Here is a 20,039-nt window from a genome sequence, read left to right as displayed (position 1 = left end):
GGGACAACACAGTGCGTTTGGGGGACACAGAAACCGGTCAACTAATCCATACATTAGAAGGTCATACAAGTTTGGTCAATGGGATCGCTTTTAGCCCAGATGGCAAACAGATTCTCAGTGGCAGTAGGGACAACACAGTGCGTTTGTGGGACACAGAAACCGGTCAACTAATCCATACATTAGAAGGTCATACAAGTAGTGTCACTGATACTATCGCTTTTAGCCCAGATGGCAAACAGATTCTCAGTAACAGTGAGGACAACACAGTGCGTTTGTGGGAGACAAAAACCGGTCAACTAATCCATACATTACAAGGTCATACAAGTTGGGTCAATGATATCGCTTTTAGTCCAGATGGCAAACAGATTATCAGTGGCAGTAAGGACAGAACAGTGCGTTTGTGGGACACAGAAACCGGTCAACTAATCCATACATTAGAAGGTCATACAAGTAGTGTCACTGATATCGCTTTTAGTCCAGATGGCAAACAGATTATCAGTGGCGATGGCGAGGGAACAGTGCGTTTATGGGACACAGAAACCGGTCAACTAATCCATACATTAGAAGGTCATACAAATACTGTATGGTATATCGCTTTTAGTCCAGATGGCAAACAGATTCTCAGTGGCGATGGCGAGGGAACAGTGCGTTTGTGGGACACAGATTACGGTACACTAATTCATACATTAGAAGGTCATACAAGTAGGGTCACTGATATCGCTTTTAGTCCAGATGGCAAACAGATTCTCAGTGGCAGTTGGGACCAAACAGTGCGTTTGTGGGACACAGATTCCGGTACACTAATTCATACATTAGAAGGTCATACAAGTAGGGTCACTGATATCGCTTTTAGTCGAGATGGCAAACAGATTCTCAGTGGCAGTTGGGACCAAACAGTGCGGTTGTGGGACACAGAATCCCGTCAATTAATCCATACATTGGAAGGTCATACAGATATTGTCTATGATATCGCTTTTAGCCCAGATGGCAAACAGATTCTCAGTGGCAGTATTGACAACACAGTGCGGTTATGGGACACCGAAACCGGTCAACCTCTCCATACATTAGAAGGTCATAGAGATATTGTCGATGCGATCGCTTTTAGCCCAGATGGCAAACAGATTCTCAGTGGCAGTGGCGACGAAACAGTGCGTTTGTGGGACACAGAAACCGGTCAACTCATCCATACATTAGAAGGTCATACAAGTGGGGTCAATGATATCGCTTTTAGTCCAGATGGCAAACAGATTCTCAGTGGCAGTGACAAAACAGTGCGGTTGTGGGACACCGAATCCGGTCAACTTCTCCATACCTATCAAGGTCATACACGTAGTATCTCAGATATCGCCTTTAGTCCAGATGGCACACAGATTCTCAGTGGCAGTTCCGACAACACAGTGTGTTTGTGGGACACCGAATCCGGTCAACGTCTTCATACCTTGGAAGGTCATACAAGTCCTGTCACTGATATCGCCTTTAGTCGAGATGGCAAACAGATTCTCAGTGGTAGTCAGGATAACACAGTGCGCTTGTGGGATACCGAATCGGGTCAACTTCTCCATACCTTGGAAGGTCATACACATTATGTCACTGATATAGCCTTCAGCCCAGATGGCAAACAGATTCTCAGTGGCAGTAGGGACAAAACAGTGCGGTTGTGGCGGGCTGGAAATTGGAAAGATTGGTTAAAAGAGGGATGTGATCAGCTACAATTTCATCCTGACCTCGTTGCGCCTAAAAATAATAAAGCAGGAGAAGCTTGTCTTAAGCATGCCAGTTGGGAAGATAAAACCAAAGCAGAGTTTCTGGTGAGACAAGGTAGGGCTTTTTTATCACAAGAAGAGCCAAATATAAAAAATGCTGTTAAAAAATTTAAAAAAGCGCAAAAACTCTATCCTGACATCGACCTCAATCCAGATACAGAGGAAATAGATAAAGACCCCAAAACAGTAGCGCAACAGTTAGCCCCAGACTCGAAATAATCACATGCCTGTCCACAGAAAAATGAAGTAGGTACTCAAGCCATGGCCTAAAGGCCACGCTACGCGAACGCCTTATCGGGTACCTACCAACCAAATATACTACCATTACAGCCGAAATCTTGGATAGATTATCGGCTACTTTGCGCTGCATCAAGACAGGGAATCAGCCTCAAATAAAGCACTACACATTACATTAAGGTGTAAGACATGGGTCATGATTAGGCTATTACCACCGATGCCACCAGTCGTTTTCGCTCGGTTCCGCAACTATTCTGATGCCAAAGGTTATTCCCAGACCCTGAAACAGCTGGTGCCTAATGCTAAGTTTCTAATAGTTTTAGATAGAAGTCTTTTCTGTCAAACTGGGGTCAAACCCTGATTTTTCCTAGGCTGAAATGACGCCAATTCGTTCGATTGTCCCAAAATGACGGCCTTCATCCTTAATGTCTTGATAAATTACAGACTGCTGCAGGTCAGAACTTGCAGGTATTATCGCTGAGGGGGCGACGAAATAATCTAAAACGCAGACTATATAAGTAATCTAGCCCTTAGACCTCGTTGATAATACTTTCGTTGTCTTGATGCAATAGCGAGTGGGGGAAACCCCCAAGACCGCGCTGCATCGCTAGACCAAATTACGCAATATGCATCTGATACATATTTTTTACGTTGCCTACTTATTTTTAGATAGTATTTATCTAGCTTTTTAGTTTATCGTTTATAATCTGAATTTAACACACTCTGTGAAAACTGTCAAGTTTTAGCTGAAAACGAAAGCCGTCCTATAAGGACGGGGCTTTAAACCCAATTTTTTCGGTAAGCATATGCGCTACGCCCACGCTGCGCGAACAGCCGGGAGCATGTCACTTATGCAGAACATTTGTACGCTTATTTGGGTAATAGGAACCCACCCCTAACCCCTCCCAGGAGGGGAAGGTAATAGGAACCCACCCCTAACCCCTCCCAGGAGGGGAAGGTAATAGGTAATAGGGGCAGCATCTCACTTATGCATAATATTTTTACATTATCTATAGCCCCCTAATGGGTAATTGCTTGCGCTCATGCGACCTAGTACTAATGTTTCAGCAACGCAAGACCTGCTCCCGAACAGCCGTTGGCCGTAGGCCACGCTACTTGAGGTGCCGTCAGTGGTCAGCTTATTTTATTCAAAAGCACCAATCAGTAGCCTGGCCACAGGCCCATAGCTGATAGCTGATACGCGACACGCTGATAGCTTACGCATTTACAAATAGGTCATGAACAATCTTGCTGATTTCTCATAACATCAAAAACTCTTCGGAGCTCTTTCCTGCTGTTCCCTGTTCCCTGTTCCCTTTTCCCTTTTCCTATTAATGCTATGTTTACATCTCAAATAAAAACGCTATACTTAAACACATTGTCTTGATGCAAAGCGCGAGTGGGGAGGGGCTACATCAAGACAATACTTTTACAAGAGGTCTACTGATCAATCTTTCATCCTTAATAATACTTCTTGATTATTAATAAAACTTCTTGATTTTAAATAATAATTAATTCCTCCTTAATCCTTCTTAATAAGTAGGTGAGGTGGGCATAAATAAACCTTAAAACTCAGACTCCAAAAATGAAGCGGGAAGCCTGTATTCAAGGGGTTTTAAGCATTTTGAATGTCAATCGCCATTTTACGGATTAATTAAACCCACTTACTTAATTCACCTTTATGCATTCATACTTTCTACTTAATTCAGCCTTCATCATTCATAATTCTTAAAGAATTTAGCCGCCCTAGGACTTGATTTTCTCCAGTCAATAAATTATTATTCTCTTCAGAGAACGAAAAAAATAAATGGGTGGCAACTTTAATTGTGCCCCCATCGGTAAGATAGCTGTCTTGGCGTTATTCAAGGTGCCCTTACTTACCAAGTTTGTGGTTACCACGATAAATACGGTGCTTAACACTCCCTAGGGTCTTGGGTTATCCCAAAACTCGATGATAGGTATGGGTAACTCCAACTAGGAGCCTATAGAGTTAATAACTAAAAAAGACAGGGTTCTAGTGGGTTGAGTGTGCAAATTCTCGTTCCAAACTAAACCTATTCGTCAGGAGATTTGCCTCTATGGCACTTATAACAATTAATGATATTCACGAATCAGAGAGCTTTTTGACTGAGCTCAACCATACAGATGTAGCGATGGACCTAATCAACGGTGGTCACCGTGGTCACCGTGGTTATGGATGGCGACCAAAGCGGAAATGTTTCAAGTTATTCCTGCCCTGGAAGGGTTGGTTCCGTATATGCCCGCACCGAAAACATCGCCATCACCATTAAAGTATTAATTTGCATCGTCTGGTTTTGGTAATACCACCATTATCCCCCAACTTTGCGGTGCGACCCGTGGCGAATTTAATTCGCCTACGGAAAGCGCACCGGGGGAGACTTTAACTTACTTTTCTCCCCCAGGATTGGGGGTCAGGGGGCGGAATCATAGCCAGAATGAGCAACGCCTTACTACGGAATATCGCTGCAAGACCATTAGGACTCGCGTAAAAATAACCTGAACATTTTTTGTTCTGGAAGCTATATCTCACAAGTTATTTCAGATAAAATTTGTACAACTTATTTTTACATGGCTCCTTAGTGTTTCTTAAAAAGACTAGCACTATCTAGATAGAGAGCTCAAAGGTGTTGGCTAATGACCAAATTGACTTAGAGTTACTCAATGGTAGAGCTACTTGTCACTTCAGGGAATGCTAAAACCCCCTTGACAAGGGCTTATTTTCCTTAACTTGTCACCAATGGTGCAATAGAGATCACGGTCAATTTAACTCCAGTCCACACATAGCTCATCAATGCACTGGATCATTACTGTAGAAAAATTCTCACGGGGTGACAAGAGAGCTAAAAAGATTGCTGTATAATAGTCATAGCCCGTTGACCCTGGAGATAAAAAGGGAGCTTATTAGGACTTAATCTCATTAATTTATCCACACACTCTTTCATAAACTCGTGATAAACTATCCAACTTGTCCCATATAAACCTATCCAAAAATTACTATTTTTTGTAAAAGTTTGCTTAAACTTCCTACAGCGACCAATATACTTTTGGTGACCTTTAAGTTTAATAGAATATCCTTTGAACGTGGCAATAGTGTAGGAAATTGCGATCAACAAAACTAGACTGTTTAAACGTTCAATCTTCGCTTTAGATCCCTCTAATTTGTAACCACCTGTCTTACAATCACGGAACATCGCTTCTATCCCTACCCGTTTTTTATAACTTTTGATTGCTGACTCCAAACTGGGTAAGTTAGTTAAAAGGTACCAAGGCTCATCTTCTCCCATACCTCGATATTTCCTCTGCCAATAAATTCCCATGTAAACTTGAGAATATTCCCATTCTTTTGTGACTTTTATGGTCGTCAAAAATCGTCGTTGTCCTGGAGATTCTTTTAAAGCACTTAAAGATTGATAATCTTGCCCATTGATTTTCACATTTGTGTCCTTTTTTTGTCTAAGGACAAAGTAGACTTTCATTTGCCTCAGCCATTTAGCTAGGATGACGCTGTGAAATTCTCTGTCTCCCAAGATCACGAGTTCGTAATCTTTCAATAACTTTAATACTGGTGTTAGTATTGCTTTTTGCTCATCACAATTACTGGCACCTCTTTTATGGAGGAAATGCCAGTAAATTGGGAGTGCCCGTTTTCCAATAATTACCCCCACCATAAACAAGTTTTTATCTTGCCATTGAGTTCTATCCAACACTAAATATAACCTCTCTTTTTTTTGATATTTATTAGAGATTATTGTTTTAATAATTGGTAACCAAATCAGAGATACTGAGAAAAAATGTAACTTTAAAAACCTTTGAAGATGACGACGGCGACTTTCGTACTTAATTGGTAAAGGAAAATGAGCTGCTAACCTTTCAATCTTAATCTGTTTATGGATTTGCAGTAGCCACACCAAGATTTCTAAAGTGATTAATTGAGCCTCACTGAAGTATTTTGATAGGTGAGTAAGATATAGTTCAGGTAATATCATTTTTTGATCGGTCTGGCTCACAAGTTCAAGACCGATCTTTTTCTACCATCAATTCCTGAAAATCTCAATCTGGTTGGGTTTTCACGGGGTTGTCACCCCGTGAGAGAAAAATTACTCCCCCCAATCTCGTTAAGGGGGGAGTTTCTGCTGAAGCTTTACCTGAGGTTACGAATCGGTAATATCATGTCCGGTTGAATACTGACACCCTTGCGCTGAATCGAAGGCAGAGGGCAGAAGGCAGCTATGCTGAAGGAAAGGAGTAAGGTTTAATCTCAGAAGGTTTGTTATCAATAATTATCAGGACATGATATTAGGGATTTTCTTTCAGACGATAACCCAAACCATAGACTGTCTCAATCAAATCAGAGGGAGCTCCTGCTGCATCGAGTTTCTGTCGTAAACCTCGGATATGAGCTTTAACGGTTGCTTCTTCTGGTAGTCGTTCAAAGGACCAGAGGTTTTCCAGGATTTGAGCACGGCTAAACACACGGCGAGGATGGCGCAGGAAAAATTCTAGCAGAGCATACTCTTTTGGACTTAGGGACAAGAGGCGGTCTTCATAGAAGACTTCACAGGTACTGGGATCAAGGCGGAGAGAATCCCATTCCAGTACAGGTGGTAAAGTAGTATTTCCCCGGCGCAGTAAGGCCCGAATCCTAGCGGACAACTCTCCTAAATCAAAGGGTTTGACTAGATAATCATCTGCACCAGCATCAAGTCCTAAAATTTTATCATTGATGGTATCCCGAGCCGTCAGCATTAGAATGGGAGTAAGGTCGCCTTGGGAGCGCAACTTTCGGCAAAGGGTAATACCATCAATCTTTGGCAGCATGACATCTAACAAAATTAAATCATAGCTGAAGCTCTCTACTAGTTCCCTACCCACTTGACCATCATTGGCAACATCCACGACATAATGCTGGTCGGTGAGGTCTTCAGCAAGGGCGTCGGTAATCCGCTCATCATCTTCTACTAGTAAAATCCTCATCTTCAGCACCTCTGAATGATTACCTGAGTTTTATCTTTGATTATGACCAATTTTTTGACAACTGTAGAAAAATTCGCGAGTTTTCCATGATACTGCCAAGATGATTGATAGTAAGTCCGGTTAATCAGTTAGTAAGTATTCAGCCGTCAGCCGTCAGCCAAAGGCTCACGCGTGCGCGTTCAGCCGTCAGCTTATTTTATTGAAAAGCTGTTCGGTGTAGCGTTGGCTATGGGCATAAACTGTTCCGGTAGCGTGGCTACAGCGCTTTTGGCTGATAGCTGAACGCGCACGCGTGCGCGTAGCGCATTAGCTGATAGCTGAATGCTTACATCAGTTACCAAATAGTCCTGGTATTTTTGGTAATGGCTTATGAGGAATCGTCAACTACAGCATTGTTAGTTGAGATCTAGAAATCAAACTAATAAAAATAGGCAACTTCGGCTCAGCAAGGTAGCGCTTTTTGATACTGTTTTCGTCAATTATTTTTCCCTTGTCCAAAGTTCTATTGTCCGAAGTTGCTGACAACTGCACCAAATTATAATTAATAATTCTTCTCAATCATGGCACGACTTACCCAAGGGCACTAGGAGTGTTAGCCGATCAGTACGATTATGATCAAATATGATCGAAGTGTAAAGAATTATTTCGAGCTGGTTCCATGAAACGCATTGTACTGATAGCAGGATTTGAATCCTTCAACGCTGACTTGTATCGCAAAGCTGCTGAGTTAGCCACCATACGCTGTCCGGAACTGGATATTAGAGTATTTAGCGATCGCGAAATCACTGCCAACCCTGATACTGTAGACGCTGCCCTCCAAGATGCCCAAGTCTTCTTCGGTAGTCTACTATTCGATTATGACCAAGTTTTATGGTTACGCGATCGCATCCAACACATTCCCATCCGCTTGGTATTCGAGTCAGCTCTAGAACTGATCAGCCTGACTCAAATTGGTCAGTTCAAAATTGGGGATAAACCCAAGGGGATGCCCAAGCCAGTAAAATTCATCTTGGACAAATTCAGCAACGGTCGGGAAGAAGACCGCTTAGCCGGTTATATCAGTTTTTTGAAAATTGGTCCGAAGCTGCTGAAATATATTCCTGCTAGAAAAGTCCAAGACTTGCGGAATTGGCTAATTATCTACGGTTACTGGAATGCTGGTGGCTCAGACAATGTGGCATCTATGTTCTGGACCTTGGCAGAGAAATACTTAGAGCTGAAAGTCGGAGAAATTCCGCCACCAGTGGAAACTCCAAACATGGGGCTACTCCATCCGGACTACGACGGGTATTTTGAATCTCCACGACAATACCTAGAATGGTACAAAAGCTTAAAAGTTAAACAATTAAACGTTATTGGGAAAAGCCCTACCAGCCCGCTAGCTTCTCAACACAACCTTGGCCAAAAGGCCACGCTACGCTCTCAACCAACTAACCTTCAACCCACCAACCTTCAACCCACCAACCTTCAACCCACCAACCTTCAACCCACCAACCTTCAACCTGTCAACCTTCAACCTGCCAACCTTCAACCTGCCAACCTTGGCCAAAAGGCCACGCTACGCGAACAACCCACTAACCCTAGAGAAAACCCTGTTGTTGGTATTCTGCTTTATCGTAAACATGTAGTTACAAAACAACCTTATATTCCCCAGTTAATTCGCTACTTTGAGGAAGCTGGATTAACTCCTTTACCCATCTTTATCAATGGTGTAGAAGGTCATGTAGCTGTGCGGGATTGGATGACATCTGCTTATGAAACCCAACAGCGACAACTGGATAACGTAGAAACTCCTTCCCTGTCTAAAGACGCTGTAGAAGTTGATGCCATTGTGTCTACCATCGGTTTCCCGTTGGTAGGGGGTCCAGCTGGTTCTATGGAGGCAGGAAGACAGGTGGCTGTAGCTAAACGTATTCTCACTGCTAAGAATGTCCCTTATTGTATTGCTGCACCCCTACTGATTCAAGATATTTACTCTTGGACAAGACAAGGCATTGGGGGGTTGCAAAGTGTCGTTTTATATGCATTGCCGGAATTGGATGGAGCAATTGATACTGTACCCCTAGGTGGTTTAGTCGGAGAAAATATTTATCTGATTCCCGAACGAGTTAAGCGACTGACTGGACGGGTAAAGCGTTGGATTCAACTCAGGCAAACCCCACCAGACCAAAGACGAATTGCGATTATTCTCTATGGTTTCCCTCCTGGGTATGGAGCAACAGGAACAGCAGCCTTATTGAATGTACCGCGATCGCTTCTTAAATTCCTCCACGCTTTAAAAGAACAAGGTTACACTGTTGGGGAATTACCAGAAGATGGGGAAGAACTAATCCGCTGGGTGAAAGCAGCAGACGAAGGCTTGAATGGTGACAGCTTGAATGGTGACAGCTTGAATGGTGAATGTTCTAACCAGCAACATTCAACCAGCAACATTCAACCAGCAACCACCAACATTCAACCAGCAACCACCAACATTCAACCTTCGACCACAGTTAACGTTAAAACCCTACAAGAATGGTTAGGCTACTTGCTAACTACCCGTATTGAAAAACAATGGCAATCCTTGACTGGTACAGGAATCAAAACCAATGGGGATGAGTTCGAGATTGGTGGGATTGAGTTAGGAAATGTCTGGATTGGGGTACAACCACCCCTGGGTATTTCTGGAGACCCGATGCGACTGATGTTTGAGCGAGACTTGACCCCACATCCCCAGTACACGGCCTTTTATAAGTGGTTACAGAATGATTTTGATGCCCATGCGGTGGTGCATTTTGGCATGCATGGCACCGTGGAATGGTTGCCTGGTTCGCCCCTGGGGAATACGGGGTATTCTTGGTCGGATATTTTGCTAGGAAATATCCCGAATCTATATATCTATGCCGCCAATAATCCTTCAGAGTCTATGTTGGCCAAGCGTCGCGGTTATGGGGTGTTGGTTTCCCATAATGTACCCCCTTATGGTCGGGCTGGTTTGTATAAGGAGTTGGTCGTGCTACGGGATTTAATCTCGGAGTATCGGGAGGACCCTGAAAAGAACTATGTCTTGAAAGAAGCAATTTGTAAAAAGATTATCGATAGTGGCTTGGATACCGATTGTCCCTTTGAGGATGCTAAAGGTTTGGGAATTGCTTTCAGTCCAGAGAATGCCCAGATGTTTAGTGCTGATTCCTTTAATCGCTATCTTGTCAAGCTGTACGATTACCTGCTAGTGCTGGAACAACGATTGTTTTCTTCTGGGCTGCACACTCTAGGTCAAGTGCCTGATTCGGAACAGTTAGAGTCTTATCTGCGGGCTTATTTTGGGGAAGATGTCTCGGAAGCAATGGTTAAAGCCATTGTCGATGGAGAATTTGAATCCCAAACACCAGAAGCACGTGAACAGGTCGAGGATGAGAAGCTTGAGGAGGCGTTACGGATTGGTGAGTTGTTGATGCAGACTGGGGAAGAGTTGACGAATTTGTTGCGGGGGTTGAATGGCGAGTATATTCCTCCAGCTCCTGGGGGGGATTTGTTGCGGGATGGTCCTGGGGTTTTGCCAACAGGACGGAATATTCACGCTTTGGATCCTTATCGGATGCCATCTCCGGCAGCTTATGAACGGGGCAGGGAGGTGGCCAGGAAAATTATTGCCCAGCATCTTGAGGAACATCACGAGTATCCGGAAACTGTTGCGGTAATGCTATGGGGATTGGATGCGATCAAGACTCGTGGGGAATCCTTGGGGATTTTATTGGAGTTAGTAGGTGCAGCACCTGTTAAAGAGGGAACGGGACGGATTGTACGGTATGATTTGATGCCCTTGGCTGAGGTAGGTCATCCTAGAATTGATGTGTTGGCAAATCTGTCAGGGATTTTTCGGGATAGTTTTGTCAATATTGTTGAGCTGCTCGATGATTTGTTTCTTAGGGCGACTGAGGCAGATGAACCGGAAGAAGAGAATTTTATCCGCAAGCATGGGTTAGCTTTGCGATCGCAAGGGGTAGACAATGTTTCTGCTCGGTTGTTTTCTAATCCAGCCGGGGATTATGGTTCTCTGGTCAATGACCAAGTAGTCGATGGTAATTGGGAATCGGGAGATGAATTAGCGAATACATGGCAAAGCCGCAATGTATTTAGTTATGGACGGCAAGATAAAGGTCAAGCCCGTCCGGAAGTGATGGAGCAGCTGCTACAAAGTACCAGTCGTATAGTCCAGGAAATTGATTCGGTGGAATATGGGCTGACGGATATTCAAGAATACTATGCTAATACTGGAGGCTTGAAGCGAGCAGCCGAAAAGCAAGGGGGTAAGACCGTTAATGCCAGTTTTGTGGAAAGTTTCTCAAAGGATACTACACCCCGGAAGCTAGAGGATTTGTTGCGATTGGAGTATCGGACAAAGTTACTCAATCCCAAGTGGGCTGAAGCGATGGCCAATCAGGGGTCTGGGGGAGCTTATGAGATTTCCCAACGGATGACAGCATTGATTGGTTGGGGGGGTACTGCTGATTTTCAAGATAACTGGGTGTATGACCAAGCAGCAGATACTTATGCCTTGGATGAAGAAATGGCCAAGAGGTTGCGACAGGCAAATCCTGAGGCATTTCGTAATATTGTAGGCCGGATGTTAGAGGCAAATGGGCGAGGATTCTGGGAACCGAATCAGGAAACCTTACAGAAGTTACGGGAGTTGTATGACCTCGCCGATCAGGAGATTGAAGGCGTGACGGCTCTAGGATAAGAAGGTGTGGAGTGACCGAGTGTGGTAATCGGGTGACCATCTTGCTCGTAGTCATCCCGATTGCTAAACCTGAAAATCTTTCACTGACTGGTTCACCCTACACTCGTTTACCCTACATTAGTTTAGCCTATCGATAAGAGTGTGAGTATATTTATTTTATCCTAACTATACTCGTTCACCAGATATTATGGCCTTTGCCTGAATAGCCTTGTTCCCTAGAGTTTTTAGTTTGCTTTTGTAACTCTTCAGCTAATTTAGCAAATTTTTTCATTTCATCAATTAATGCTGCTGCTCCACTATTTTGGGTGTTTGAATCTTGGGACATCGATGTTTATCCTGATAATTTTACTTAGATTAGCTATTGGCATTAGCCGCAACGATGAGTTCCTTTATGAGTAACTCTACGCAATTGGCTCTCTATTTTTAGATTTCTTGCCAAAATAAAGGAATCCGGATTAACTCTAGTAGTTTAATATGAAGCGATCGCTAACTAAATAGGCAAGATTGTAAAGTTTTTGATTACTATAGCAATAAGCCTAATAGTTAGGACTTTATCTAATTTTAAAATTCACAATCAAGAATAGTCAATGAAAAATGGTTAATTTTCAAATAACCAATGACTAAAAATATCCATTTACACTATACTTTGTACCCATGGCAACTGAAATTGAACGGAAATTTCTAGTTAAAGGCGAAGAGTGGCGGAAACTAGGCACTGGTAGTGTTTATCGCCAAGGTTACATTCGTACAACCAACCGCACTACTGTCCGGGTGCGCCTGGTGGGAAATCAAGGATATCTTACTATCAAAAGTCCAAAGGTGGGTTTTTCTAGAAAAGAGTATGAGTATCCTATCCCAGGATCGGATGCTCAAGAAATGCTCGATACTTTGTGCCAGGGTCCCTTAATTGAGAAAACTCGTTATAAAATTGAACACGCTGGCTTGATTTGGGAAGTGGATGAGTTTGCTGGGGATAATCAAGGATTAATTTTGGCAGAAGTTGAACTAACTGATGAAAATCAGGACATTGAACTACCAGAATGGATTGGAATTGAAGTATCTAATGATCCGAGATACTTCAACTCCAATTTAGTTCAGCATCCCTATAGTCAATGGTTACACTAAATCTAGGCTATAGGGTGTGGGGTCTGGGGTATGAAACAGAACTTGGATTTATATATCAGTCCTGGTTTTAATTAGCGGCTTCGGGTGCTGGCAAATGGTCTACTAATTGCTCAATAGATTCTACATCAATGGCCACATCCATTAACTGTTCTAATTTTTCGACACTCAAACCCTTCACACGAGCTTGAATCTCAGGGGATAACTCTCCAAAGCGCCTTTGAAGCAATCGTAGCAGCAGTCGCTCAGCTTCTTCCTGACGACCTTCTTGACGACCTTCTAAAATACCTTCTTGACGACCTTGCTTAATTCCTAACCTTTCGATACTCGTGACATACTTCATGTTGACCTCCTGTTCGTAGTGGTTAAGTTCTTCACTAAATGCTTCTTCTAGTGCTGAGGGTAAGTGCATTACCCAGTCAATGAAGTGATATAAGTTTAGGATGTCTTGTCGCTGATACCCTTGCTCGTACAATCGTCTGGTCAGAGCCATTTTCCAGATTTTCCGTTGCTGGCCATCACTGCGAGTATCAACTGCTTTCAGGTGAGCCATGATCACCGTGGCAAAGGGATTGGCACTTTGTTCTAATTCTGGCCACTGCTGTTTGTAGTCTAACAGTTTCACCATCAAAAAATTGAACTGGATTTTACAGCCGAAGATTTCGGTACTGTATTGGGTTGGTCGCCACTGGGGGTTGGTATCACTCAGGACCGCTAAACTGGCCACTGGTCGATTGTAGCGTCCGCTAATCCGATGGTGGTAGGTGTACATCCGTTTAGCAAACTCCTTCTGTTTTTCCCCTTGGACTTCCACATGAATTAAAATCCAGGTTTCTTGACCATTGTTGAGCCAGACCTTAACCAGTTTGTCAGCCCATCGACGTCCTACTTCCGCGTCGCGCACCACCTTTTGCAGTTCTTTGTCGAGGAACTCACTGGGACGAGACCAGTTGATTTGACTATGAATGTGGGCAAAGCACAGGGCAATGAAGGGCTCAAAGTACCATTCCAGGGTGTCTTTCCAGGGGGAATCATAGTCCGCTGCTGGGTTAATCATTAATTTCCTCTAGTTCGGCTGATTCATCTAATTAATCACCAAACCCTGTTTCCCTGGTCAAAAAATAGTGAAGGATTAATTGTGATTAACCCTTCAGAATAGATACAGGACATATCAGTCCTGGTTTTAATCAGCGTTTTAATTAGCGGCTTCGGGTGCTGGCAAATGGTCTACTAATTGCTCAACAGATTCTACATCAATGGCCACATCCATTAACTGTTCTAACTTTTCGACACTCAACCCCTTCACACGAGCTTGAATCTCAGGGGATAACTCTCCAAAGCGCCTGTGAAGCAATCGTAGTAGCAGTCGCTCAGCTTCTTCCTGACGACCTTCTTGACGACCTTGCTTAATGCCCAACCTTTCGATACTCGTGACATACTTCATGTTGACCTCCTGTTCGTACTGGTTAAGTTCTTCACGAAAGGTTTGTTCTAGTGCTGAGGGTAAGTGCATTACCCAGTCGATGAAGTGATATAAGTTTAAAATGTCTTGTCGCTGATACCCTTGCTGGTACAATCGTCTGGTCAGAGCCATTTTCCAGATTTTCCGTTGCTGGCCATCACTACGAGTATCAACTGCTTTCAGGTGAGCCATGATCACCGTGGCAAAGGGATTGGCACTTTGTTCTAATTCTGGCCACTGCTGTTTGTAGTCTAACAGTTTCACCATCAAAAAATTGAACTGGATTTTACAGCCGAAGATTTCGGTACTGTATTGGGTTGGTCGCCACTGGGGGTTGGTATCACTCAGGACCGCTAAACTGGCCACTGGTCGATTGTAGCGTCCGCTAATCCGATGGTGGTAGGTGTACATCCGTTTAGCAAACTCCTTCTGTTTTTCCCCTTGGACTTCCACATGAATTAAAATCCAGGTTTCTTGACCATTGTTGAGCCAGACCTTAACCAGTTTGTCAGCCCATCGACGTCCTACTTCCGCGTCGCGCACCACCTTTTGCAGTTCTTTGTCGAGGAACTCACTGGGACGAGACCAGTTGATTTGACTATGAATGTGGGCAAAGCACAGGGCAATGAAGGGCTCAAAGTACCATTCCAGGGTGTCTTTCCAGGGGGAATCATAGTCCGCTGCTGGGTTAATCATTAATTTCCTCTAGTTCGGCTGATTCATCTAATTAATCACCAAACCCTGTTTCCCTGCTCTGAAAATATCTCTTTCGTACGTATAAATGGGGGCGGTGGGACTTGAACCCACACGACCGTTTAAGGTCAACGGATTTTCATTCTCCCGTAGCTTTCGCTACTGCCATAGCTGGCTCTTGAGAATTGGACTCTCCCTTTACCCTCGGCTTTACGTTAGGGTAGCTCCCGTCGAGTCTCTGCACCTTCCGAGAGGTTTTCCCGGCTTGGCTCAGGATTGCCTTATCTGTTACCAGACTTAGGTTTCCCTGAATTTGAGAGCATTCACATGACAGATTTCTCTATCAGTGCTCAATTTCCTTAAGTCCGTAGCGTCTACCATTCCGCCACGCCCCCTGGTTAATATCAGATAGCTGTGGGTTTTTGTTTACCCATCAACCACTGTGATTTCACTGTTTTCTATTTAACCATGAACTGGGGCTACTATGCAAGTATAGTATTGAAATTTTTGAAATTTTTAAGAGGGGGCAAAGTCTGCCTCTGGGGGAACACAGGGCAGCATGTTCGACCTAAGGTAGTATAGTAGGGTTGAGCGATTGACCTTGGCCTTTGGGCCACGCTAAGCGAATGGTCACGCTACGCGAACGCATTTTTGTCTTCTGTGTCCGAAACCAAAATTTTATGATTACTGCGATACTGTACCTGTCTTTGGCAGGAGCCTACTTATTGGTATTCCCTCTGGCCATCTATCTCTACCTACAGAAACGGTGGTACGTTTGTAGCTCCTTCGAGCGGGGCTTCATGTACTTCCTGGTCTTCTTATTCTTTCCAGGTTTATTACTCTTCAGTCCAATCTTAAACCTCCGCCCCAAGCGGCGTCAGCCACAAGGGTAAGTCAGTCACATAAGCGATCATTAGTAATTCATGCGACGAATTGACGCGATTGGAATTGCCCTTGGTATCTTTGCTGCTGGCGGCATAGCCTACTTAATCTTTCAGCTGGCTGGGTACGATCACATCCAAGCCGGGATTTGGAGTCAAGTCCTCTTGGTTGGGGGGTTATTTGGGTGGGTGCTAACCTACTTGTTTCGAGCCTTCACCCAAACCATGACCTATAACCAGCAGGTGAAAGAGTATAAAGATGCTGTCCTGCAAAAGCGACTCGAAGAAATGACACCAGAAGAACTTGCCCAACTCCAAGCAGAGGTGGAACAGGAAAAGCGTTTGACCAAGGCACAGGACGATTCCTCCATATCCCCCCTTAAGCAGGAGGGGCAGAGGCAACACTAGATTACGAATCACCAATGACAAAAATTTCCGATTGCTTCGGATCCCTGAGATCTAAGTCCCAGTGTGCTCTGATTCCTTTTATTACCGCTGGGGATCCCGATTTAGAAACCACAGCTAAAGCCTTGCGGGTACTCGACCAATCCGGTGCTGACATCATTGAACTGGGAGTACCCTATTCTGACCCCTTGGCCGATGGCCCAACTATCCATGCTGCAGCTACTAGAGCATTACAAAAAGGTGTGCAGTTGGATGATGTTCTGGCAATGGTAAAGGACATTAGCCCAGAGATACAAGCGCCAATTGTCCTATTTACCTACTACAATCCCATTCTCAACCGAGGGATTAATTCCTTCTTAGAGCAGATTGCTCAAGTGGGGGCGAAAGGCTTAGTGGTGCCTGACTTACCCCTGGAAGAAGCTGAAATCTTGCTGAAACCCGCAGCAGAGCTCGGGATTGAAGTGATATTGTTAGTGGCACCAACTTCACCAACAGAACGGATTGAAGCGATCGCTAAACAGTCTCAGGGCTTTATTTACCTAGTCAGTGTTACCGGTGTCACCGGCATGAGAACTCAGCTGCAATCACGGGTAAAAGACTTACTCAATCAGATGCGTGCTCTCACTGATAAGCCAATTGGGGTTGGCTTTGGTATCTCCCAGCCAGAACAAGCTAAGCAGGTCAAAGATTGGGGAGCAGATGCCGTGATTGTCGGTAGCGCTATCGTAAAGCGTTTGGCAGATGGCACTCCATCAGAAGGCTTGTCAGCCATTGGAGACTTTTGCCAAAGCCTGAAATTAGCAATTACGGAGTGAAGCCATGGATCCTAGGGCTTGGCATTTACTGTCACGGTCTAGGATACGGATCAGAAACTACTGAGCGCATTAATCGTTCGTATTTAGATGTTGTTTCATATCCAGATGGGTTCTCGGATTGAAATTCTTTCTGGGATTTATAGCAATCCGTGTAGGAATTGAGAGAATTTTGATGCCATATTCCCTACTCCCTACTTCCTACTCCCTGTTCCCTGTTCCCTGTTCCCTGTTCCCTTTGCTATATCAATTTCGTTTCCAAACACTGTTACGAAATCCTCTTTCATACTGATAACTGTCCAACCACGACCTTGGGCCTCCTGCAGAGCATTCTCGGCACCTGTATCGTAGACATATTCCCGGGGATCATCGTGGTGAACCAGCATCATCAAAGCTGGACCGTCTTGCTCGTCAGTGTACTGAAGCATTTCTAAATCACCATCGGAATTACCAACTGTAATAATTGGTTTTTTACCAATGTAGCGGTCAATGTCCACTACTTTACCTTCGTTATTATTAATCGGTTTGACCAGTATTGGTGTCTTAACCAAGACATGAGAGCCATCGTCTTTGGTAATAAACTTGGTTTGGACGGTAGTACCAATAATATTTTCAGGGGGAACACCGTAGGCATCTTCGGCATAGGAGCGAATGAAATCAAGTCCCGCCCCAGAACAAATATAGACCTTGAAATCATTACTCCTGAGATAATTGACCAGTTCAACTATGGGCTGGTAAGTCACCTGTATGTATGGAATACCAAAGTCTGGATGCTTGGAATTATCCAAAAAGAACCTCGCCTTCTGTTTATAGTCTTCCGGTGTTAATCCCTGCAGTTTGAGGTCTTCAAAAATGGCATTCCTTTTAGTTGAAAAGGCATTCCATAGCATATCTTTGATAAATAACCCGTAAATATTTTTGGGTTTTTCAGTCCACAGGGTTCCATCATTATCAAAGACCGCGATGCGTCCGCTAGGACGAACGTAGTTATCACTGTTGGGATTGGTAACCTCTTGTACAAAGTTAACAATCGTTTGCTTAGCCGCACCCTGATTCCAAGACAGTAAGGGGTCATAGTCCGCAGCAGCAGGGGCACATCGGACAAAGCCTCCTAGGTAAAACACTGATAAGAGAATCGACAGGAAAACTAAAAACGTTCTTTTTTTCATGACCTAAGATTTATCGGGTGTAATTGCTGATCCGCTTCAAGGCAAACAAGGCTATTTTTACCGACTAAACCAATCTTGTCAATATAATCTTTTCCCATTAGTTAACCCTGTTCCAAGACACAAAAATGTTTCCTAGAACAGGGTTATAGCAGTCGAATTATAGATTAGGAGGTTAGCGGAACAGCCATGTCTACTCCCTCTCGTAAATATTCAATCGTACCACGTGACTTTCTCCGTTGGTTTTTAATCGGAAACCAATAATGTTCTATCTCATTTCAATCAGGAGAGTAACCAAGCAAATAATCAATTCTATAGCAATTGTCTTTCCCATGAGGTACAAAGGGATCCCCCTAAATCCCCCTTAAAAAGGGGGACTTTGAATAAATGCTATATAATTTTTTCAGATTTAGGAAAAATTATCAGGCTTGACTAACCTAAATCCAATGTGAGTCGTTCCTGTATCCGGTGATTGAGACTCCCGAGCAGCAGGACGATAGCGACTACAATAATTAGGAGCACACAGGTAAGACCCGCCTTTAATTACATGTTTAGCAACACCCGGTTCTCTCGGGTCGAAGCTTTCTTTTTGATTAGGTCCTGTAGGATTAAGGCTGTGGGCTTTGCCATTGTGACCGATGCTATACCAATCTGAAGTCCACTCCCAGACATTACCAGTTATGTCATACAAACCATAACCATTTGGTTCAAAGGAACCTACAGGTGCAGTGCCGGTGTGACCATCAGCTTTGGTGTTGAAAAAGGGGAAGAATCCTTGCCAGGTATTCGCCTTCTGGGCCGAGTATTGCTCACCCCAGCTGTAGGTGGCATCATCCAGTCCACCGTGAGCAGCATATTCCCATTGGGCTTCTGTGGGTACTGACTTCCCTGCCCACTTAGCATAGGCTTGAACGTCTTCATAGGCAACATGGACGACGGGATAGTTCTTTTTACCCTTAATGTCGCTCTTTGGACCAAAGGGATGTCGCCAGTCAGCCCCAGGAGTCCACTTCCACCAGCTCAGGTAACCCACTGGTCTAACCCCATTGTCCGGCATCTGAAAGACTAGGAAGGTGCCCGTTGCTCCTCTGTTAAGTCCGGAAACTGTTCGGAGGAGAGGGGACGCTCTGCTACTGTAATATAACCCGTTTCCTTGACAAATTTGGCAAATTCGGCGTTAGTGACTTCGTATTTATCGATGCAGAAGCTCTCAACGGTGACATCTTCGGCAGAGCGCTCGGAAGGATAGTAAACGTCGGAACCCATCTTGAAAGTGCCCCCAGGAATGAAGGTCATACCTTGAGGGCAGCTATTTACCGTGGGAGATGCCTTGACTTGTGTGGCAGTGCCAAGGACTAGGCATACTGTCAGGAAACTGAGGAAAAGTTTGAATAGAAGTGATTTTAACCAAGGAGTGTTAATTGTTGAGTCAGAAAAGCTATTAGTACGTAGGCATTTAGCGGTCAGCGATCCGTTCAGCTATCAGGCGTTGCCCAAAGACCAATGGCACCTCAAGTACCGTGCCCATAGCCCATAAGCTGAATATCACTAAGCCACTCCATAGCCTGTGTAAGGACGTTTATAACTGGGATGTAAACCGAGAATAATATCGTCTTTTGGTATACCCATTTCCACCAAATCTTGTGCCAAATCAGCTTCTGTCATATTTCGCTGAATCCAAATTCTACCATCTTTGATATCTAAATGGATGAAACAGTTATAAACTCGTTTGAGTCCATCCCAGCCGATATCTAGAAGTTGATAATGGTCATGTTCTGTG

At 44.1% G+C, this 20,039-nt stretch carries 17 protein-coding genes and 1 pseudogene; 10 read left to right on the top strand and 8 right to left on the bottom strand.

Features of this window, described 5'->3' with window-relative positions; all coding sequences use genetic code 11:
* From BJP37_RS11060 to BJP37_RS43470, 3 genes are all read left to right on the top strand, one after another.
* Positions 1–1,982 (top strand): WD40 repeat domain-containing protein (locus BJP37_RS11060; protein WP_158069529.1); only part of this gene is annotated, 1,982 nt, incomplete at its 5' end.
* A gap of 214 nt (positions 1,983–2,196) precedes the next feature.
* Positions 2,197–2,361: a hypothetical protein gene (locus BJP37_RS40940; RefSeq protein WP_198954007.1), complete on the top strand. Its 165-nt coding sequence runs from the start codon at positions 2,197–2,199 to the stop codon at positions 2,359–2,361.
* Positions 2,362–3,059: 698 nt separating this feature from the next.
* The gene (locus tag BJP37_RS43470; RefSeq protein ID WP_269086985.1) at positions 3,060–3,191 is read left to right on the top strand and encodes a hypothetical protein; all 132 of its coding nucleotides are present in this window, start codon (positions 3,060–3,062) and stop codon (positions 3,189–3,191) included.
* 1,670 nt (positions 3,192–4,861) lie between these two features.
* Here the strand turns inward: BJP37_RS43470 and BJP37_RS11055 are convergent.
* Positions 4,862–6,028: an IS4 family transposase gene (locus tag BJP37_RS11055; RefSeq protein ID WP_198954006.1), complete on the bottom strand. Its 1,167-nt coding sequence runs from the start codon at positions 6,026–6,028 to the stop codon at positions 4,862–4,864.
* A 289-nt stretch (positions 6,029–6,317) separates the two neighbouring features.
* Positions 6,318–6,995 carry a response regulator transcription factor gene (locus BJP37_RS11050; protein ID WP_070392220.1) on the bottom strand — a complete coding sequence of 226 codons (678 nt, stop codon included), beginning with the start codon at positions 6,993–6,995 and terminating at the stop codon, positions 6,318–6,320.
* A 658-nt stretch (positions 6,996–7,653) separates the two neighbouring features.
* Between BJP37_RS11050 and BJP37_RS11045 the strand changes: the two genes are divergently transcribed.
* Together BJP37_RS11045 and BJP37_RS43465 are read left to right on the top strand one after the other, a co-directional pair.
* Positions 7,654–11,718, top strand: coding sequence for a cobaltochelatase subunit CobN (locus BJP37_RS11045; RefSeq protein ID WP_075898807.1), 4,065 nt, complete (start codon positions 7,654–7,656; stop codon positions 11,716–11,718).
* Between the two features lie 11 nt (positions 11,719–11,729).
* Positions 11,730–11,855 (top strand): hypothetical protein, encoded by a 126-nt coding sequence (locus BJP37_RS43465; RefSeq protein ID WP_269086984.1) that lies wholly within the window; start codon positions 11,730–11,732, stop codon positions 11,853–11,855.
* Positions 11,856–11,893: 38 nt separating this feature from the next.
* Here the strand turns inward: BJP37_RS43465 and BJP37_RS38955 are convergent, their stop codons facing one another.
* Positions 11,894–12,043, bottom strand: a complete 150-nt coding sequence (locus tag BJP37_RS38955; protein ID WP_158069528.1) for a hypothetical protein — start codon at positions 12,041–12,043, stop codon at positions 11,894–11,896.
* Positions 12,044–12,372: 329 nt separating this feature from the next.
* Between BJP37_RS38955 and BJP37_RS11040 the strand changes: the two genes are divergently transcribed.
* Positions 12,373–12,843, top strand: coding sequence for a CYTH domain-containing protein (locus tag BJP37_RS11040; RefSeq protein WP_075898805.1), 471 nt, complete (start codon positions 12,373–12,375; stop codon positions 12,841–12,843).
* Between the two features lie 67 nt (positions 12,844–12,910).
* Here the strand turns inward: BJP37_RS11040 and BJP37_RS11035 are convergent, their stop codons facing one another.
* Positions 12,911–13,897 carry a DUF4351 domain-containing protein gene (locus BJP37_RS11035; RefSeq protein WP_075898803.1) on the bottom strand — a complete coding sequence of 329 codons (987 nt, stop codon included), beginning with the start codon at positions 13,895–13,897 and terminating at the stop codon, positions 12,911–12,913.
* Between the two features lie 138 nt (positions 13,898–14,035).
* On the bottom strand, positions 14,036–14,998 hold the full coding sequence (locus BJP37_RS11030; RefSeq protein ID WP_075898801.1) for a DUF4351 domain-containing protein: 963 nt from the start codon (positions 14,996–14,998) through the stop codon (positions 14,036–14,038).
* A gap of 677 nt (positions 14,999–15,675) precedes the next feature.
* Between BJP37_RS11030 and ndhL the strand changes: the two genes are divergently transcribed.
* From ndhL to trpA, 3 genes are read left to right on the top strand one after another with little or no spacing between them, the layout of a single operon-like run.
* Positions 15,676–15,888: an NAD(P)H-quinone oxidoreductase subunit L gene (gene ndhL, locus BJP37_RS11025; RefSeq protein ID WP_075898798.1), complete on the top strand. Its 213-nt coding sequence runs from the start codon at positions 15,676–15,678 to the stop codon at positions 15,886–15,888.
* Between the two features lie 30 nt (positions 15,889–15,918).
* Positions 15,919–16,284 carry a DUF3007 family protein gene (locus BJP37_RS11020; RefSeq protein WP_075898796.1) on the top strand — a complete coding sequence of 122 codons (366 nt, stop codon included), beginning with the start codon at positions 15,919–15,921 and terminating at the stop codon, positions 16,282–16,284.
* Between the two features lie 14 nt (positions 16,285–16,298).
* Complete coding sequence (trpA, locus tag BJP37_RS11015; protein WP_075898794.1) at positions 16,299–17,096, top strand: tryptophan synthase subunit alpha; 798 nt, start codon at positions 16,299–16,301, stop codon at positions 17,094–17,096.
* Between the two features lie 191 nt (positions 17,097–17,287).
* On the opposite strand, the gene BJP37_RS11010 is transcribed toward trpA, so the two are convergent.
* Positions 17,288–18,262 (bottom strand): HAD family hydrolase, encoded by a 975-nt coding sequence (locus BJP37_RS11010; RefSeq protein ID WP_075898792.1) that lies wholly within the window; start codon positions 18,260–18,262, stop codon positions 17,288–17,290.
* 406 nt (positions 18,263–18,668) lie between these two features.
* Positions 18,669–19,630, bottom strand: a pseudogene (locus BJP37_RS11005) (formylglycine-generating enzyme family protein).
* A 16-nt stretch (positions 19,631–19,646) separates the two neighbouring features.
* On the opposite strand from BJP37_RS11005, the gene BJP37_RS38950 reads away from it, so the two are divergent.
* A complete protein-coding gene (locus BJP37_RS38950) occupies positions 19,647–19,796 on the top strand; it encodes a hypothetical protein (protein WP_158069527.1) in 150 nt (49 codons plus the stop codon).
* A gap of 11 nt (positions 19,797–19,807) precedes the next feature.
* On the opposite strand, the gene BJP37_RS11000 is transcribed toward BJP37_RS38950, so the two are convergent.
* A partial coding sequence (locus BJP37_RS11000) for a XisI protein (protein ID WP_075898790.1) occupies positions 19,808–20,039 on the bottom strand: 232 nt, incomplete at its 5' end.

It is taken from the genome of Moorena bouillonii PNG (assembly GCF_001942495.1).
Lineage (GTDB): Bacteria > Cyanobacteriota > Cyanobacteriia > Cyanobacteriales > Coleofasciculaceae > Moorena > Moorena bouillonii.
The sequence above is the reverse complement of the archived record's forward strand: the minus strand, read 5'-3'. Positions and strand labels throughout refer to the sequence as shown.

Bases quoted from the DNA above. Each gene is read 5' to 3' on its own strand.
- BJP37_RS11030 (WP_075898801.1), bottom strand. From the start codon at position 14,998: ATGATTAACCCAGCAGCGGACTATGATTCCCCCTGGAAAGACACCCTG.
- BJP37_RS43470 (WP_269086985.1), top strand. From the start codon at position 3,060: ATGTTTCAGCAACGCAAGACCTGCTCCCGAACAGCCGTTGGCCGTAGG.
- trpA (WP_075898794.1), top strand. From the start codon at position 16,299: ATGACAAAAATTTCCGATTGCTTCGGATCCCTGAGATCTAAGTCCCAG.
- BJP37_RS11010 (WP_075898792.1), bottom strand. From the start codon at position 18,262: ATGAAAAAAAGAACGTTTTTAGTTTTCCTGTCGATTCTCTTATCAGTG.
- BJP37_RS11035 (WP_075898803.1), bottom strand. From the start codon at position 13,897: ATGATTAACCCAGCAGCGGACTATGATTCCCCCTGGAAAGACACCCTG.
- BJP37_RS40940 (WP_198954007.1), top strand. From the start codon at position 2,197: ATGATTAGGCTATTACCACCGATGCCACCAGTCGTTTTCGCTCGGTTC.
- BJP37_RS11040 (WP_075898805.1), top strand. From the start codon at position 12,373: ATGGCAACTGAAATTGAACGGAAATTTCTAGTTAAAGGCGAAGAGTGG.
- BJP37_RS38955 (WP_158069528.1), bottom strand. From the start codon at position 12,043: ATGTCCCAAGATTCAAACACCCAAAATAGTGGAGCAGCAGCATTAATT.
- BJP37_RS11050 (WP_070392220.1), bottom strand. From the start codon at position 6,995: ATGAGGATTTTACTAGTAGAAGATGATGAGCGGATTACCGACGCCCTT.
- ndhL (WP_075898798.1), top strand. From the start codon at position 15,676: ATGATTACTGCGATACTGTACCTGTCTTTGGCAGGAGCCTACTTATTG.
- BJP37_RS11020 (WP_075898796.1), top strand. From the start codon at position 15,919: ATGCGACGAATTGACGCGATTGGAATTGCCCTTGGTATCTTTGCTGCT.
- BJP37_RS11045 (WP_075898807.1), top strand. From the start codon at position 7,654: ATGAAACGCATTGTACTGATAGCAGGATTTGAATCCTTCAACGCTGAC.